Here is a 16,306-nt window from a genome sequence, read left to right on the forward strand (position 1 = left end):
CGATCAGGGAGGCCGCAATGACGCAAACTCCGGGCAACGAGCGAGCCGAACAAGCCGCGCGCATCGCGGCCAAGCCGTGGTACCGGCAGTTGTACGTGCAGGTGCTGGTGGCGATCGTGATCGGCATCGTCCTGGGCTGGCGGTGGCCGGACCTGGCCACGTCCATGGAGCCGATCGGCACGACGTTCATCACCGCGATGAAGATGCTGATCGGGCCGATCGTGTTCCTGACGATCATCGGCGGCATCGCCGGAGTCGCGAACCTGAAGCAGGTCGGGCTCACCGGTATCAAGGCACTGACCTACTTCCAGGTCGGCACGATCGTCGCCATGGCGACGGGCCTGGTGGCCATGAACATCTTCCGTCTCGGTGACGGTGTGCACGCCGATCCGGCCACCCTTCACACGTCGGGCGACGCGGGGGACTACATCGCGAAGGGCGAGAGCCAGCACTGGTGGGAGTTCCTCACCCACATCGTGCCGGACAGTTTCTTCGGCCCGTTCGTCGAGGGCGACATCCTCCAGGTCATCTTTCTGGCGGCGATCTTCGGTATCGCGCTGAAGTCGGTCGGCGCGGTGGGCGAACCGATCATCGCCGGCGTCAACCGCCTCACCGAGGTCGTGTTCAAGGTGCTGTCCTTCGTCATGAAGGCCGCGCCGCTCGGCGCCTTCGGCGCGATGGCGTACGCCATCGGGAAGTTCGGCCTGTCCACGCTGACCAGTCTCGGCTCGCTGATCCTGCTCTTCTACGTCACCTCCGCCCTGTTCGTCGTGGTGGTGCTGGGAGGTGTGCTCGCCGCGTACGTGAAGCTGAACATCTTCCAGCTCTTCCGCTACTTCAAGGAGGAGTACTTCCTGATCCTGGGCACCTCCACCGCCGAGCCCGCGCTGCCGGGGCTGATGCGCAAGCTGCAGCACATGGGCGTCGAGCGGTCCACGGTCGGACTGGTCGTGCCGACCGGCTACAGCTTCAACCTCGACGGCGCGGCGATCTACCTCTCCCTCGCCACCCTCTACATCGCGCAGGCCACCGACACGCCCCTGTCGGTCACCCAGCAACTCGGCCTGCTCGCTGTCATGCTGCTGACCTCCAAGGGCGCCGCGGGCGTCGCCGGCGGCGGCTTCATCGCCCTCACCGCGACCCTGTCCACGGTCGGTACGGTCCCGGCGGCCGGCATCATGCTCGTCTTCGGCATCGACAAGTTCATGTCGGAGTGCCGGGCCATGGTGAACTTCTCCGGCAATGCCGTCGCCACCCTGTTCATCGCCAGGTGGGAGAACAACCTGGACCTGGCGAGGGCCCGCGCGGTGCTGTCCGGCAAGGCCGGAGATCTGCCACCGGTCACCGAGCTCGAAGAAGTCCGGGCGGCTGTTCTGCCGCCCGCCGCCCAGGCCGGCCACGAAGTCCCCGCGTCCAGGCACAGGGACGCCGTGAGCGCCGCCGCTCCGATGCCGGCCGAGGTGAAGCCCTGATGGTCTCCATCCTGGTGGCTCCGGACAAGTTCAAGTTCGTCGTGACCGGCGAAGGGAGCCTCGGCGAGCAGTCCCTGTCGGGCAAGCTGCCGGTCGCGCCGGCTCGTCGGGCCCGGCAGCAGGGGAGGGCGGTGCACGCCGTGGCCGGCCGTTGCACGCTGCCCGCCGACCGGACGGCCGCCCACTTCCGCTCCGTCCAGGCCCTGACGGACCTGACCGACCAGGACTGCGCGAACGACAGCGAGCTGTCCGCCCGCCTGCTCACCCAGTGCGGACGGACCGTTGCCGAGCGCTGGATCGGCTCCGGTGACCATGAGGTGCCCCTCAGCGGCCCGCTGTCGCCGGAAAGGTAGGTTGAGCCTATCGATCGACGCTACGACCGGGAGGCGGCGCCGTGGACGCCCGGCAGCTGGAGTACTTCCTGGCCATCGTCGAGCACGGCGGGTTCAGCAAGGCGGCGGCCGCGCTCCACGTGGCACAGCCCTCGCTGTCGCAGGCCATGGCGAACCTGGAGGCCGACCTCGGGGTGGCCCTCTTCCACCGGGTGGGCCGGGGCGTCGTACTGAGCGAGGCCGGTGCGGAACTGCTGGAGCCGAGCCGGCGCGTCCTGCGGGACCTGGCCGCCGTACGCGACACCGCCGCCGCGCTCGCCGGGCTGCACGGCGGCACGGTCGAGGTCGCCACCATGCCCTCCCCGGGCATCGAACCGCTGACCACCCTCATCCATCGCTTCGCCGAGCTGCATCCGTCCGTGACGGTGAGCACCCAGGCCGCGTTCACCCCGGACGAGGTCATCTCCCTGGTTCGCAGCGGTGCCTGCGAACTGGGGCTGCTGGGCTCGGCGAGCCCCTTGCAACTCTCCGGGCTGGACGTCCTGCACGTCGAGGACCAGCCGTTCGTGGTCGTCGCGGCGCCCGGCGGGGCCATCGAGGACGGGGTCACGATCAGGCCCGAGGACCTCGCCGGACAGAAACTCATCGCGTCGCGTACAGGCAGCCTGATGCGCAGCATCGTCGACGACATCACCACGGGCGGCACCGGCACCCAGATCGTGACGGTCGTCGACCACAGGACGTCCATCCTGCCCCTGGTCCTCACCGGCGTGGGCGTCGCCGTCCTGCCGTCCTCCTGGACCAGGCTCGCCCGGCGCTGCGGTGCCGCGGTGGCACCCATCGCGCCGACCGCCCACCTCCACGTGGCGATGGTCAGCCTGCCCGCGCATCTCACCCCCGCGGCCCGCGCCTTCCTCACCCTCACCAGGTCCTTGGCCCAGCGCCGGGCACGGGACGCCTGACGACGAACCGATCGGCCGGGCCTATGGGTCGTATCGAAAGCAGGTCTTGGACGCGCCCCGACGCCGCTGTGTTGACTCGAATCGACCGCACCACAGCGAGCCGGAGGCCCCCATGACCGCACCCCGCACGTTCCGTATCGCCGCCATCCCTGCCGACGGCGTGGGCAAGGAGGTCGTCGCCGCCGGGCGTGCCGTCCTGGACGCCCTGGCCGAAGGCTCGCACGGGGCCTTCGCGTTCACCTGGGAGGAGTTCCCCTGGGGCTGCGAGTTCTACGAGCGCACCGGCAAGATGATCGACGACGACGGCCTGGACCGCCTGAAGGACTTCGACGCCATCTACTTCGGTGCCGTCGGCTGGCCCACCGTCCCCGACCACATCAGCCTGTGGGGCCTGCGCCTGAAGATCTGCCAGAACTTCGACCAGTGGGCCAACGTCCGTCCCGTGCACTTCCTGCCCGGCGTCACCAGCCCGCTGCGCAAGGCCGACGACACCGAGCTGGACTGGGTGGTCGTCCGCGAGAACAGCGAGGGGGAGTACGCGGGCCTCGGCGGCCGCAACCTCTCCGGCCGCGGGCAGGGCGGCGAAGTCGCCATCCAGTCGTCCCTGTTCACCGAAGTCGGCTGCGAACGCATCATGCGCTTCGCCTTCGACCTGGCCCGCACCCGCACCCGCCCCAAGGTCTCCTCGGTCACCAAGAGCAACGCCCAGCAGTACGGCATGGTCCTGTGGGACGACGTGTTCAAGCGGGTCGCCGCCGACTACCCGGACGTGGAGACCGAGAGCGTCCTGGTCGACGCGATGTCCGCCAAGTTCGTCCTGCGCCCGGAGGACCTGTCGGTCGTCGTCGCCTCCAACCTCAACGCGGACATCCTCTCCGACCTCGGCAGCGCGCTGGCCGGCAGCCTGGGGCTTGCCGCCAGCGCCAACCTCAACCCCGAGCGCCGCTTCCCCAGCATGTTCGAGCCGGTCCACGGCTCCGCGCCGGACATCGCGGGCCAGGGTCTGGCCAACCCGATCGGCGCGGTCGGCAGCGCGGCGTTGATGCTGGAGCACTTCGGCCTGCCCGACCAGGCGGCCCGCCTGAACAAGGCGATCGAGGCCACGACCGCCGCGGGCATCCTCACCCGCGACGTCGGCGGCATCGCCACCACCGAGGACGTCACCAAAGCCCTCATCGACGCGCTGAACGTCTGACGACGACGCGCTGAGCCTCTGACGGCCGGACAAAAAAAGTCGACGGCATGACCACCGCGACGTCACAACTTCCTCACAGCGAGCGGTAGGACGAGCCCGCACCCAGGTCCGCACTTCACGAAACATCAGGTGTTTGACCATACTGTCCAGGGGCTGTGTCCTTCGCGGCCGGCGGCGCGGTGCGTCGCCGGTCCGTCCGCGCCGTAGACCGGGGCGGGAGGTGAACTCCGGCGGGACGTCCGGCCGTGACCGAACCGAAGGGACCACGCCCCGTCAGGCCACGGATCGGACGGGGGCGTCGCCACTCCTCGGCCGTTCGCAATGGACAGGGAGTACGGCCCTCATGCCACAGCAGAACACGTCGTCGTCGGACGCGGGTGCCGAACGGCTGGTCGCCGGTCGCTACCGCTTGCTGTCCGTTCTCGGCGAGGGCGGTATGGGCACCGTATGGCGCGCCCGCGACGAGGTACTGCAGCGCGAGGTCGCCGTCAAGGAGGTACGCGCTCCCGTCGGACTGGCCGTAGCGCAGGTCGAGCGGATGTACACCCGCTTGGAGCGGGAGGCCTGGGCGGCGGCGCGCATCAGTGCTCGCGGTGTGGTGACCGTCCACGACGTCGCCACCGACGACGGCCGACCCTGGATCGTCATGGAGTTCGTCCGCGGCCGGTCTCTGGCCGACGTGATCGGCTCCCAGGGTGCCCTCACACCGCGGGAGGCCGCGCGCATAGGTGCGGAGGTACTGGCCGCGCTGCGCGCGGCGCATGGCGCCGGAGTGCTGCACCGCGACGTGAAACCCGCCAACGTCCTGCTCGCAGACGACGGCAGGGTGGTGCTCACCGACTTCGGCATCGCCACCGTGGAGGGGGATTCCGCGCTGACGATGACCGGTGAGCTCGTCGGCTCTCCCGAGTACCTGGCGCCGGAGCGGGCACTGGGCCAGAACCCCGGCCCCGCGTCGGACCTGTGGTCCCTCGGAGCGTTGCTCTACACGGCCGTCCAGGGCCGTTCGCCCTTCCGCCGGACCAGCCCGCTGAGCACTCTGCGTGCCATCGTCGACGACGAGTTGCCCCCGCCGCACAGGGCCGGACCCCTCGTGTCCGTCATCGAAGGCCTGATGCGCAAGGACCCCCACGATCGGATGTCGGTCGAACAGGCCGAGCAGGAGCTGCGCCTGACTGGTGCTGCTGACGGCGTCTCCGGCGCCGGCACGGCCACGCTGTCCGCCCCGCTGCCCGCACCGGCCACCGAAGAGCTGCCCACCGCCGAGTCCCCGCTCGGGGAGACCGCACCGATGGCCACGGCCGGGGCGCCGACCGTCTCGGCGTCATCGTCTGTCCCGGAAAGCGCCATGGACGCCAGGGACATGGCGGCGACAGTCGAGGCCCCCACAGCAAAGGGACCTGCGGCTTCCGGGGCGTCGGCGGACACCGCCCACGCCTCCACCGCGCCGGAAACAAAGACGGCGGGCACGGTCGACACACCTACCGCCACGGTCGACACACCTACCGCCACGGTCGACACACCTACCGCCACGGCCGACACACCCACCGCCACGGTCGACATACCCACGGCCCCGGCACACCCCGACGCCCCCACCGCCCCGGCACAGCCCTCGCTTCCCGGTGCCGTACCGGCGGCCACCGCCGAGACGGCCGCTCTGGGCGCCCGCTCGTCCGTCGGCGCCGCCTCCCTGCCCACCGTGGACAGCCCCGGCGTCCCCGGCGTCCCTGACGTCCCCGCTTCTCCCGCCCCGCCACGTCCCGCGCCGGAGGCCGCCTCGGCCCCGGGCATCGCCGAGTCGCCCACCGTATTGGCAGGCCCGGTATCAGGGCCCGTACCCACGGCCGTTTCTGCGGCGCTCGAGCTCGAGGGCGCCGAAGAGTCCGGTCACGGCCCCACGAGGCGCAAACGGCGCATCGGGTACCTGACCGCGGCGGGAGCGGCCGTGCTCGCGCTGCTCGTAGGCGGCCTGGGCTATGCGCTCGGCGGCGGCGACACTGCCGAGCAGCCCGTCTCGGTCACCGTGACCGGGGGCGCGACCACATACGTCGGAGACTGTCCCCCGGCGGACTCGCAGGCTCCCTGGTTCACCGCGACCTTCAAAGTGTCCGAGTTGCCCTTCCAGTTCTCGTACCGGTGGGTCTCGACGAACGGGTCCGTGATCGACCGGCAGTGGCGGACGCTGGCGTTCCCGGAAGGCGGCCCCCGCACCCATCAGGAGACGGTGCGGCTGTCGACGTATGCGCAGAGCGGAACACTCCGCAGCCAGATGGCCGTGGAGATCCGCTCACCGTTCGAGACGGTGTCCAACTCGGTGTCGTTCTCGGTGACATGCGCCTCGACGACGGGCGGTTAGCCAACCGGGCGTCAAGGTCGGTGCCGCGCAGCAGAGTCATCCCCGCGCGTCGGTCATACTTCAATCAGTACGAGTTGGACCGCTGCCGGGCCGACTCGGACAATACCGGTCAAGTGAGCCTCGCTGGACCGGAGTTCTGTGGGAGTGACGAACCACTCTCACCCTCGTGGCGGACCAACCGCAGGGTGCGGTTCCTCTCCCCGCATCCGAGACTTTCGCAAGGAGTTTCTGTGTCGTCGGTCATCGTGGGACGCACGGGTCCCTTCGCCGGTCAGAGCGTGGTTCTGGGCAACGCTCCGCTGCGATTCGGACGCAAGAGCGACAACGACGTGATCATCGTCAGCGTCAGCGCCTCCCGTCTGCACACCGAGATTGTGGCGGAGGACGGCGCGTTCGTCCTCTACGACCGCAGCAAGAACGGAACCTTCGTCAACGACCAGCCCGTCACCCGTCACGTGCTCGTGCCCGGTGACTCCATACGCATCGGCGACGAGACCTTCCTGTTCGAGACGCAGGAGGCCCTGGAGACGGTCCTGGACCTCTCCCAGCTCGAACTGCCCCGCGCCAATGCCTCGGCGAACCCGGGCGAGCTGCGGGTCACGGTGTCCGGAGGAGGTCCGGTCGGCCTCGCCTTCGCCCTGCTGCTGGAGAACGCCCTGCCGGGGAAGGCGTCCATCACCGTCTACGACGGCCGGTGGATCAAGAACGGCTCCACCGTGGTCTGGAAGGACGAGACCCAGGGCAACGTCCGCCGCCAGCAGGTCGTCACCGTCCAGAGCCGTCAGTACCTCGCGCTCACCGAGGAGATGCAGTCGGCGCTGTTCGACGCGGGCGGATTCTCCGAGATGTGGCCCCTGGGACCGGACTCCGTGGACGGCCGCCCGCCCCGCAACATCCGGATCGCCTACATCGAGGACAAGCTGCTGGAACTGGCCAACGCCAAGTCCGCGATCCGCCTGGTGCCGAAGCGATTCGATCCGTCGGAGCAGCAGCAGCGGCTCTCCCAGGAACACGTCCTGGTGATCAGCGAAGGCGGCCGGTCGCGCACCCGGGAGCACTTCGCGGACCGTTTCGGTGCGGCCGACTCCTCGATCTACTCCCTCGACGGGGAGCACCTTCAGGACCTGGTGCTGGGACTGCGGGTCAAGTCCCAGCTCTCGGACCCCATGAGCGTCCTGTTGACCGTGGCGCAGAACCGGTTCCTGCTCAACTCGCTGCGTGGCGAGGGGTTCCTCAACATGAGGCTGACCCGCGAGGAGGCCGGCAACGTGATCGGCATCGACCCGGTCCGGCAGGTCTTCGAGGAGTGCGTGGCGGCGCGGCCCTGCCTGATGAGCCGCCACGAGGACAACGAGTTCGTCTGCCCGACCCATGGGACCCTGTTCCTGCCCGCCCTGCTGCGCAGCTCGCCGCTGTGGAAGCAGATCCAGGAGGGCCTGAGGTTGTTCGGCGTCCCCGAGGACGATCTCAGCGCCATCACCTCGTTCCGGCTGGACATGGTGCAGCGCCCCCGGTTCACGGCCCAGCTCAGCCGCCCTACCGCCACGAGCACCGGCACTTACGGCTTCCTGCTGGGCGACGCGGCCAACGCCATCCACTTCTGGCCCGGGCGCGGCCTCAACAGCGGCCTCGCCTCGGCTGTCTCCCTCTCCCGCTCCCTCAGCCGGGTCTGGCAGGGCCGTCCGCTGCGCGACGCCGACTTCATCCGGCACGAGGCGGCGATGTCCATGCTCCAGTACCGGCACAAGAGCCGGGCCTGGAACGCCATGGTCACCACCGACGAACGAGGCGTGACCCGCGCCATCAAGGACATCATCGCCGACAGCATGGAAGGGGACCGGGCCGTCGCCGAATCCGACGCCGAGCGGTCTGATCTGGACCTCTTGCTGGACCGGATGAGTGCGATCCGTGAGCGCCTCGCCCCCCGCCTCCCCGGAATGCCCAGCGACGAGGAACTGCGCAGCCACCTGTCCACCCTTGCTCCGTCGACCCTGCGGGCCCTGCAGGAGAGCGGCGCCTGGGACACGCTGATCGTCGGTGGCGAGGAGGCCGACATCGACATCTTCTACCAGTCGGACGCCCCGGTCTTTGTCGGCCGCCCCATCGATCCGCGCATCGGCCAGGCGGCAGGACCGCGGCAGCCGGGGGCGCTCGACCCGGCGTGATGCGGGCACTGAGCCCCTGAGGGCGAAGGTTCACATCCTGTCCCGCTGTCAGAAGAAGGGGGCCCGGCACAGCCGGGCCCCCAGAGCCACTGCCTCCATGAGGTCAAGGGGGCACGCATACGATCAAGGCATGAACGCGTGGAAAGAGAGCCTGGACGCAGCCGGGATCAAGGAACCGGCGTTGCGAAGGGACTACGACGCTCAGCGTCGGCTGGTGTCGCGCTTCCGCCGTACCTCGTACCTGGCGGTTCAGCTGCTGCTACCACGGCCGATGCTGCCCCATGTGGTCGCGGCGACAGCCGTGATGCACCACGGGGACAACCTTCTGGACACCGGTCCAAAGGCGCAGCGAGCCGCAGGGTGGGCGTCTTGGGAACAGCAGGTGCGTCAGGTGCTGGACACGGGAGTGAGCGGTGATCCGCTGCTCCGCACGCTGGCTCACACCATTGCGGCCCACCCGCGGCTTCGAAGGCCCGTAGAAGACTATCTGTCCACCGCGACAGCTGAGCTGGAGTTCACCGGATTCCTCGACGAGGCGGACTACCAGGCCTATGTGGATGCCTATTCACTGCCGGCGTTCATGCTGGTCGGCGCCCTGCTGGGGCCGGGGGGCGACGACGGGCCGTATCGGACGGCGTGCCGGGCGTTTATCGACGGCAGCCAGCGGATGGATTTCGTCAACGACCTCGCCGAGGACCTGCGGGAGGGACGGCTGGGCATCCCGGCGAACACTCTGGAACGCTTCTCCGTCAAGCTGGAAGATTTGGCGGCAGGCCGCGAAGTCGCGGGTGTGCGGGAGCTGGTGGGCCATGAAGTCAGGCAGGCCCGTACGACGTTGGAGGCGGCCAGGGAATTGTCCGCCCTGGCTCCAGCTCCTTACCGCCCGCTGATGGACGCGCTGGTCGAGGTCGAGTTGCTGACCGCTGATGCCGCGCTGGCGCGTGGTGCCAAGTTGCTGCGCGGCTCGGCGAGGCCGCCGCTGGTGAGGTCGCTGCGGGTGCTGCTGAGCGCTCGCCGAAGGGTTCGCAAAGGGGGCTGACAACTGTGCCATCAGCCCGACGCCGTCGTGACCGTCGGCAATCATCGGGCGAGAGACGCACACCCGAGCGGGCCGAGGCTGCCTCGGCGTGGCGCAGAAAGCTGGAGTACACGCCGGGTAGCCGAGAGCGGGGGTCTCGCGGTCGACCTGGACGGGGCGGCCGAGGAGCGGTCGTACGAGGCCGTAGCCGTGCGCACCCAGCGACCGGCGGCAGGGCAGCAGCATGGTCGCCAAGGCGCCCCGCTTCGTCCGCTTCCCCGCGATGCGTACTCGCCTGTTCGGCGTAACGTCTTTCTTGTGGACCTCACCGCGGACAGCCTTGTGTCCCGTGTCGCGCATGAGATCAGCCTGAGCGCGGACAGGCTGATCGCCGACGTGTTGCGGTGCCTGCGGCGTGAAGTCCCTGAGCTGTCGGAAGACCCGGACATCGCCCGCATGACATCGGAGAACATCACCGGGCACGTGAACCGCGTTTTGACCGGCTTCGAGCACGGCATCGAGCCGAGCCGGATCGCTCCGCCCGTCGCCGACGTCGAACACGTGCGTTGGCTGGCCCGGCGCGGGATACCCCTCAGCGCGATGCTGCGGGCCCACCGGCTCGCACAGGGCATAGCTCTCGACAGGCTGCTCGAAGAGTTGCCGCGACTGACGAGCGACGCCGAGCTGATCAGCGCGGCGGCACGCAAACTGACCGCGACGACGACCGAATACGTGGACCGAGCCTCCGAGCAGGGCGTCACGGCGTTCCAGGAAGAGCGGGACCTCCGGCTGCGGTGGCGGCTGTCGATGGTGAACCAGGCCGGCATGCGCATCGGCACCACCCTGGACATCACCCGCACGACGCAGGAACTGGCTGACCTCGCCGCCGAGCACTTCGCCGACCTCGCCACCGTCGACCTGCTCGACTCCGCGATTCACGGACACGACACCCCGGAGGAGAAATCGCTGGTACTGCGCCGGTTCGCCCAGCGGTCAGTGACCGAGGGCTGCCCGGAAGCGACGATCGAGCAGCAGCAGCTCCACACCTACCCGGACGGATCGCCGCCCGACCGCGCCCTGACCACTGGACAGCCTTCACGGCACCACTTCGACGGGCTTCCCGACCGTTCGGCGGCGAACCTGGGACCCAGCCGCGGCATCGACGCCCACCAGACCCACTCTCTGCTGGTCGTTCCCCTGCGCGCCCGCGGCACCGTCCTGGGCGTCGCGCAGTTCTCCCGCCACCGCAATCCCAGCCTCTACGACGACGAGGATCTGCTCCTCGCACAGGAGATCACCGCCAGGGCAGCCGTCGCCGTCGACAACGCCCGCCGCTACACCCACGCCCGCGCCACCGCCCTCAGCCTCCAGCGCAGCCTGCTCCCGTCGCGTACGCCACAGCAGTCCGCCGTGGAGGTCGCCTGCCGCTACCTGCCCGCCGGCGTCGAGGCCGGCGTAGGCGGCGACTGGTACGACGTCATCCCGCTGTCGGGAGCCCGAGTCGCCCTGGTGGTGGGCGACGTGGTCGGCCACGGCATCCACGCGGCCGCCACCATGGGCCGGCTCCGGACCGCCGTACGCACCCTGGCCGACATCGACCTGCCGCCCGACGAACTCCTCACGCACCTGGACGACGTCGTCCTCCGCGTGTCCGCAGAAGCCTCCACCGGCCCGGACGCCCAAGCCGGCGGGACCATCGGCGCCACCTGCCTGTACGCGGTCTACGACCCCGTCAGCAGTCGCTGCACCCTCGCCCGCGCGGGCCACGTGCTGCCTGCCGTGGTGACCCGGGACGGCACCGTCGACATCCTCGACCTGCCACCGGGGCCGCCGCTCGGCCTGGGCGGCCTGCCGTTCGAAGCCGTGGAGGTCGACCTGCCCGAAGGCAGCCTCCTCGCCCTCTACACCGACGGTCTGATCGCAGCCCGCGACCACGACATCGATACCGGCCTCACCCTGCTGTGCCAGGCCCTCGCCCAACCCGCTCCCTCCCTGGAGGCCACCTGCGACACCGTGCTCAAAAGCCTGCTGCGGGTTCGCCCGGACGACGACGTGGCCCTGCTCCTGGCCCGCACCCACGCCCTCGGGAGCTGCCAGGTCGCCAGCTGGGACCTGGAAGCCGACCCTGCCGCAGTCGCCGGGGCCCGGTCGAGTGTCTGCCAGCAGCTGAGCACCTGGGGGCTGGAGGAACTCGACTTCACCACCGAACTGGTGGTCAGCGAACTGGTCACCAATGCCATCCGCTACGGCAGGCCCCCCATCCAGCTGCGCCTCATCCACGACCGCGCCCTCCTCTGCGAGGTCTCCGACGCCAGCAGTACCACCCCGCACCAGCGCCGCGCCCGCGTCTACGACGAGGGCGGGCGCGGTCTGCTTCTGGTCTCCCAACTCACCGAGCGCTGGGGCACGCGTCACGCCCGGCGCGGCAAGACGGTCTGGGCGGAGCTGAACGAGTCCGTCGGATTCCCGACATTTGCGCTTTTGTAGCCCTCTGGTCCTGGACTGCTCGGCCGGGCCGCGATTGGTTTCTTCTTCTCGGCGTCGTGGTCAGCTTCCGGCGGGTGGGTCGGCCAGGATGCCCTGAAGGAGGCCGGTGGACTGCCCGACCTCGATGAGGTAGCCGTCGGGGTCGCGCATGTAGCAGCGCAGCTCCGCTTTGCGGTCGATGGGCGGGGTGAGGAATTGGGCGCCCTTGTCGCTCCACTCCTGATAACAGCTGTTGATGTCAGCCACGCGGATGTTGAGGAAGCTGGTCGCGGTGCCGGGGTCGGAGGGGGGATGCAAAGTGACTTCGGGCTTGTCGGGGGTCGGGCCGCCCCCAGGGTTCATGAGGATCCACGCGTTGGCCAGTTTGACGATGCACGGGTTTTCGGCGAGAACCACTTCGCCGCCGAGCACATCGGTGTAGAAGGCCCGCGAGCGGGCCACGTCGGCCACGGTGAGGAAGTGCGTGAGCAGGATCCCGGCCTGCGGGGCCGGGAGATCTTCACGGCGCATGTCAGTCCCCATCGTCTTTGGTTCCTGGTCGACCCTGGTGCAGCCGGTGACCGTCGCCCCGTTCCCGGGTGCCGGCAGATGGTCCGAGACGGCCTCCACGGCGGAGGGCCGGGCCTGCCGAAGCCCTCCGTCAAGCCCCTCACTCGTGATGATGGAGGACATCCGCTCACTCCGAAAGTCGATCACGCTGCGGAAGTCGATCACTCGTAGGGTTGGGGCATCCGTCGCCTCCTTCAGCGGCGCGTCGGGTTCTTGCGCGGTGCGATGGTGGCGTTCGGCAGTGCGGGCGCGGGAAGGCGGTCGCCGTCGTAACCGTCGACCGTGCCGAAGCGGTCGGATGCGTTCTGCCACGCTTCCCTGGCTTCGACGATGTCTTCGTGGCTGCGGCCGATGAAGTTCCACCACATGACGATCTGCTCCTCGAACGGCGTCCCGCCGAGCAGCACCGCCCGAGCGGGGGTGTCCGTCTCGTTCGTCAGCGTCAGCGTGTCGTTTCCCGTGCCGAGGTAGCCCAGTTCCGCCGGGCGCAGGAGTGTTCCGGCGATGCGGACATCCCCCTGGTCGACGAGCAGGCCGTACTCGAAGGCGGCGTCCACCGGGAGTGTGGTCGTCGAGCGCGGCTCGAGGGCGAGTTCGGCGCCGAGCAGGGGCGTGAACGTCCGTACCGGAGAGGTGTCACCGGCGAGGGATCCCAGGAACACTCTGATGTCTGCCCCGCCTACCCGGACCGGGCTCGGGACGTAGTGCCGGAAGTCACGGCCGGTGTGCCGGTGTTCTTCGGGCAGAGCCACCCACAACTGGACGCCGTGCAGGATCGTGGTGCGGGTGGTGGAGACTTCCGTGTGGCTGATGCCGTACCCGCCGGTCATGAGGTTCAGCTCACCGGGCCGTACGAGCGCGTGGCTGCCCATGCTGTCGCGGTGCTCGATCTCTCCGCTGAACAGCCAGCTCACGGTCTGCAGGCCGGTGTGCGGATGGGGGCCGACGTCCATGCCGTCCGTGTCGGCGACGTTGTCGGGGCCGTAGTGGTCGACGAAACACCAGGCCCCGATCAGCGTGCGGGCACGCTGCGGCAGCGTGCGCCGTACCGTCATCGCTCTCGGCCCGCCCAACGGGACGTCCCGCGCGCTCAGCACGTCGACCTGCGGCGCGGCCTCACCTTGGTCCGCGGTACCGCAGCGCAGTTCGGCGGGATCCACTTCGACGTTGCTCATCACACGCCCCTCTCACACCCGAAGATGATTTCATATTCAACAATCATGCCTGATAGTAAGTCCATGCCCCATCACGAGCACGGCAGAGCGAGCGAGGGCCGGTAGCGGCCCTCAAGGAGTCCACGTTGAGTGACACCACAGCAGCCCCCGCGAGCCGGCGGGTCTTCATCGACAAGCAGAGCCCCAAGGCCTACCACGCACTGGTCGAGACGGCCGAAGCGGTCCGCGTGGTCGCTGCCGAGGCGGGGCTGGACCGCAGCTTGGTAGAGCTGGTCAACCTCCGCGTGTCACAGATCAACGGCTGCGCCTACTGCCTCGACGTGCACACCAGGGCCGCGCTGCGCGCCGGCGAGACCACCCAGCGTCTGGGCGTGCTGGCCGCCTGGCGCGACACCGAACTGTTCACGGAGCGGGAGCGCGCGGCACTCGCCCTGGCGGAGGCAACCACCGAACCCGCGAACGCCGTCGCGCAGGAGGGCGCCTACGATGCAGCTCGCCAGGTCCTCAACGACGACGAGATCTCCGCGGTGATCTGGGTGGCGATCACCATCAACGCGTTCAACCGGGTCTCCATCCTGAGCAAGCACCCCGTCCGCGGGATGCCCCTGATACCCGGTTCCTCACGTGGGTGATCGCCACCTCGGTCCGCTCGGCAGGCAGCGTGAGGAAATCGCCCGGGGGGGTGATACAGGTGCAGATTCCGGTCGAGGGCTTTGACGGGGCATGTCGCTCTTTCTCTCTGCCCCTCCAAGTGCGGCACGCGTTATTTCTTGACACGTACGGTTTTCGTCGAGCGCGTTTCCAGTGTCATTTCGTCCGCGTTGGCCACCCTGGCCTTGAGCCGCACAGTGCCGCTCGCGACGTCGACGACATCCACCACCTTGGCCGGCAGCTTCGCGGCGTCGTCGTTGCCGGAGGCGTCGGCCAACTGGACGGCGCGGCCCAGCTTGGCGGTCGCGTACTCGAAGTCGCCCTGTTTACGCGCTTCCAGGCCCTGCTGGATGACCTCGGCGAGTTCGGCCTGCCCGGTGTAGTGGGCGACTTGGGGGTTGATGCGTGTGGAGGCGGCCGCGCCACAGCTTCGTCGGTCTGAGGCGCGGCCGACGTAACCTGCGGAGCGGCCGGTGTATCCGGCTGTTGGGTGAAACACGTGGTTCGCGGTGCCTCCCCCCCCGGAGGGCCGGGGAGAGTTGGCCCCCTTCTGAGCCGACGCCCGGGGCGGTGCCGCAGGTCGCTGTTCCGTAGCGCTGGTGTCCGGCATTGCGTTGAGTCCCCTTCGTACCGCGGAGCGGCCTGCGCCGCGCTTTCCGCGAGGGCTCCCCGACGGAGGTCCCGCCCGCTCCTGCTCTACCGCAGACCGGGATATTGCTTCACGGGCGCCCGTTGCTGTGGCCGCTGGATCGCGCCGTCCCATGTCAACGTTTCGTCCAGGTGTCCATGCGCGCTGATCAATGATGCGTCAGGAGCAACGGCGGCGAGGACGCGTTACCCGTTAGGGTCGCAATGAGCGTGTGCATTCCCGCAGGCAGCCGGAGCGGTCGCTGCCGACCGGGTGTCATCGAGCGGGTGGAAACGGGGGAGACGGCGGGATGGGACGGGGAGAGCCGGAGCGGGCCGCCGTGCTGGATGTCGGGTGCCACAGCGCACTGCTGACGGTGGTCCGGTGGCGTCCGGGCGCAGGGCTGGAGCCGGTTTTCTCGTACAAGGTACGGCTACGGCTGCAGGAGGCGATCGATCGCCGAGGTCGTATGCGCGAGGCCGGGATCGCCAGCGTGCAGCGCGCCGTGGCCGAAGCGATGGCCGCCGTCCAGGTCCGCTGCCCGCCGACCGTGTTCCCCTTCGCGACCTCGGTCATCCGGGACGCACCCAATCGGGAGCAGGTGCTCGCGCAGGTGGCCCGTGCCACCGGCACCCGGCTGCGGGTTCTGCCCGGTGAGGAAGAAGCGCGCCTGGCCTATGTGGCGGCTCGGCAGTGGGCGGGTTCCGAGACCGGCCCGCTGCTGATGCTGGACATCGGCGGCGGCACGGTGGAGATCGCCAAGGGCCGGGGAACGCAGCCCCGCCGCGTGCTTTCGCTGCCGCTGGGTGCCCGGCGGGTCACCCGGGACTGGCTCCCGGGCGGCACCCTTCCGTCCACGGGACGTTTGGAGGAGGTCCGGGAATACCTCGGCCATGCCCTGAGTACGGCGCCCGGCCTGCCGGTGGCCGCACGGGACGGGCGCGTCGTCGCCTGCTCCAAGACCTTCGAGCAGCTCGCCCGGCTGGCCGGCACTCCACCCCGGCGCGGAAAGCCCCCTTCCGGGCGGCAGTTGACGCTGTCTCAGTTGCGGCGGTGGATCCCGGTGCTGGCCGGAGCGGACCCCGCCCGACGGACCCGACTGCCGGGCATCTCCCGGCACCGCGCGGGGCAGGCCCTGGCCGGTGCTCTGGTCGCCGAGGCGCTCCTCAAGGTGTGCGAGGCCGAGAGCGTCGACATCTGCCCTTGGTCGACCAGGGAAGGACTGCTGTTGGAACGCCTCGGTGTGGTTTCCGTAGCACCTCGGCACGACCTTCCTGTCTTCGGCTGACCTGAGGCTTGCCCGGAACAGGGTGGAA

The 16,306-nt window shown here is 69.5% G+C and carries 12 protein-coding genes and 1 pseudogene; 10 read left to right on the top strand and 3 right to left on the bottom strand.

Features of this window, described 5'->3' with window-relative positions:
• The first annotated feature begins 17 nt into the window (after positions 1 to 17).
• From dctA to AB0D57_RS06355, 8 genes are all read left to right on the top strand, one after another.
• Positions 18 to 1,472: a C4-dicarboxylate transporter DctA gene (dctA, locus tag AB0D57_RS06320; RefSeq protein WP_362067610.1), complete on the top strand. Its 1,455-nt coding sequence runs from the start codon at positions 18 to 20 to the stop codon at positions 1,470 to 1,472.
• Entirely contained in the window at positions 1,472 to 1,825 is a 354-nt protein-coding gene (locus AB0D57_RS06325; protein WP_362067612.1) for a glycerate kinase, read from the top strand. Before dctA ends, AB0D57_RS06325 begins: the two co-directional genes overlap by 1 nt.
• Before the next feature lie 41 nt (positions 1,826 to 1,866).
• A complete protein-coding gene (locus AB0D57_RS06330; RefSeq protein ID WP_362067614.1) occupies positions 1,867 to 2,766 on the top strand; it encodes a LysR family transcriptional regulator in 900 nt (299 codons plus the stop codon).
• 112 nt (positions 2,767 to 2,878) lie between these two features.
• Positions 2,879 to 3,961 carry a tartrate dehydrogenase gene (locus AB0D57_RS06335; protein WP_362067616.1) on the top strand — a complete coding sequence of 361 codons (1,083 nt, stop codon included), beginning with the start codon at positions 2,879 to 2,881 and terminating at the stop codon, positions 3,959 to 3,961.
• A gap of 343 nt (positions 3,962 to 4,304) precedes the next feature.
• Positions 4,305 to 6,317 carry a protein kinase gene (locus AB0D57_RS06340; RefSeq protein ID WP_362067618.1) on the top strand — a complete coding sequence of 671 codons (2,013 nt, stop codon included), beginning with the start codon at positions 4,305 to 4,307 and terminating at the stop codon, positions 6,315 to 6,317.
• A gap of 230 nt (positions 6,318 to 6,547) precedes the next feature.
• Positions 6,548 to 8,482 carry an FHA domain-containing protein gene (locus tag AB0D57_RS06345; RefSeq protein WP_362067620.1) on the top strand — a complete coding sequence of 645 codons (1,935 nt, stop codon included), beginning with the start codon at positions 6,548 to 6,550 and terminating at the stop codon, positions 8,480 to 8,482.
• Positions 8,483 to 8,612: 130 nt separating this feature from the next.
• Positions 8,613 to 9,521 (top strand): squalene/phytoene synthase family protein, encoded by a 909-nt coding sequence (locus AB0D57_RS06350; protein ID WP_362067622.1) that lies wholly within the window; start codon positions 8,613 to 8,615, stop codon positions 9,519 to 9,521.
• A gap of 297 nt (positions 9,522 to 9,818) precedes the next feature.
• Positions 9,819 to 11,987 carry a SpoIIE family protein phosphatase gene (locus AB0D57_RS06355; protein WP_362067624.1) on the top strand — a complete coding sequence of 723 codons (2,169 nt, stop codon included), beginning with the start codon at positions 9,819 to 9,821 and terminating at the stop codon, positions 11,985 to 11,987.
• Between the two features lie 60 nt (positions 11,988 to 12,047).
• Here the strand turns inward: AB0D57_RS06355 and AB0D57_RS06360 are convergent, their stop codons facing one another.
• Both AB0D57_RS06360 and AB0D57_RS06365 read right to left on the bottom strand, forming a co-directional pair.
• Positions 12,048 to 12,497: a VOC family protein gene (locus AB0D57_RS06360; RefSeq protein WP_362067626.1), complete on the bottom strand. Its 450-nt coding sequence runs from the start codon at positions 12,495 to 12,497 to the stop codon at positions 12,048 to 12,050.
• A gap of 233 nt (positions 12,498 to 12,730) precedes the next feature.
• Positions 12,731 to 13,711, bottom strand: coding sequence for a pirin family protein (locus AB0D57_RS06365; RefSeq protein ID WP_362067628.1), 981 nt, complete (start codon positions 13,709 to 13,711; stop codon positions 12,731 to 12,733).
• A gap of 125 nt (positions 13,712 to 13,836) precedes the next feature.
• Between AB0D57_RS06365 and AB0D57_RS06370 the strand changes: the two genes are divergently transcribed.
• Positions 13,837 to 14,343: a carboxymuconolactone decarboxylase family protein gene (locus AB0D57_RS06370; RefSeq protein WP_362067630.1), complete on the top strand. Its 507-nt coding sequence runs from the start codon at positions 13,837 to 13,839 to the stop codon at positions 14,341 to 14,343.
• A gap of 131 nt (positions 14,344 to 14,474) precedes the next feature.
• Here the strand turns inward: AB0D57_RS06370 and AB0D57_RS06375 are convergent.
• Positions 14,475 to 14,777, bottom strand: a pseudogene (locus AB0D57_RS06375) (hypothetical protein); the annotation flags it as partial.
• A 523-nt stretch (positions 14,778 to 15,300) separates the two neighbouring features.
• On the opposite strand from AB0D57_RS06375, the gene AB0D57_RS06380 reads away from it, so the two are divergent.
• Entirely contained in the window at positions 15,301 to 16,278 is a 978-nt protein-coding gene (locus AB0D57_RS06380; protein WP_362067632.1) for a hypothetical protein, read from the top strand.
• Positions 16,279 to 16,306: the final 28 nt, after the last annotated feature.

Origin of the sequence: Streptomyces sp. NPDC048275 (assembly GCF_040652275.1) — a bacterium.
Classification (GTDB): Bacteria; Actinomycetota; Actinomycetes; order Streptomycetales; family Streptomycetaceae; genus Streptomyces.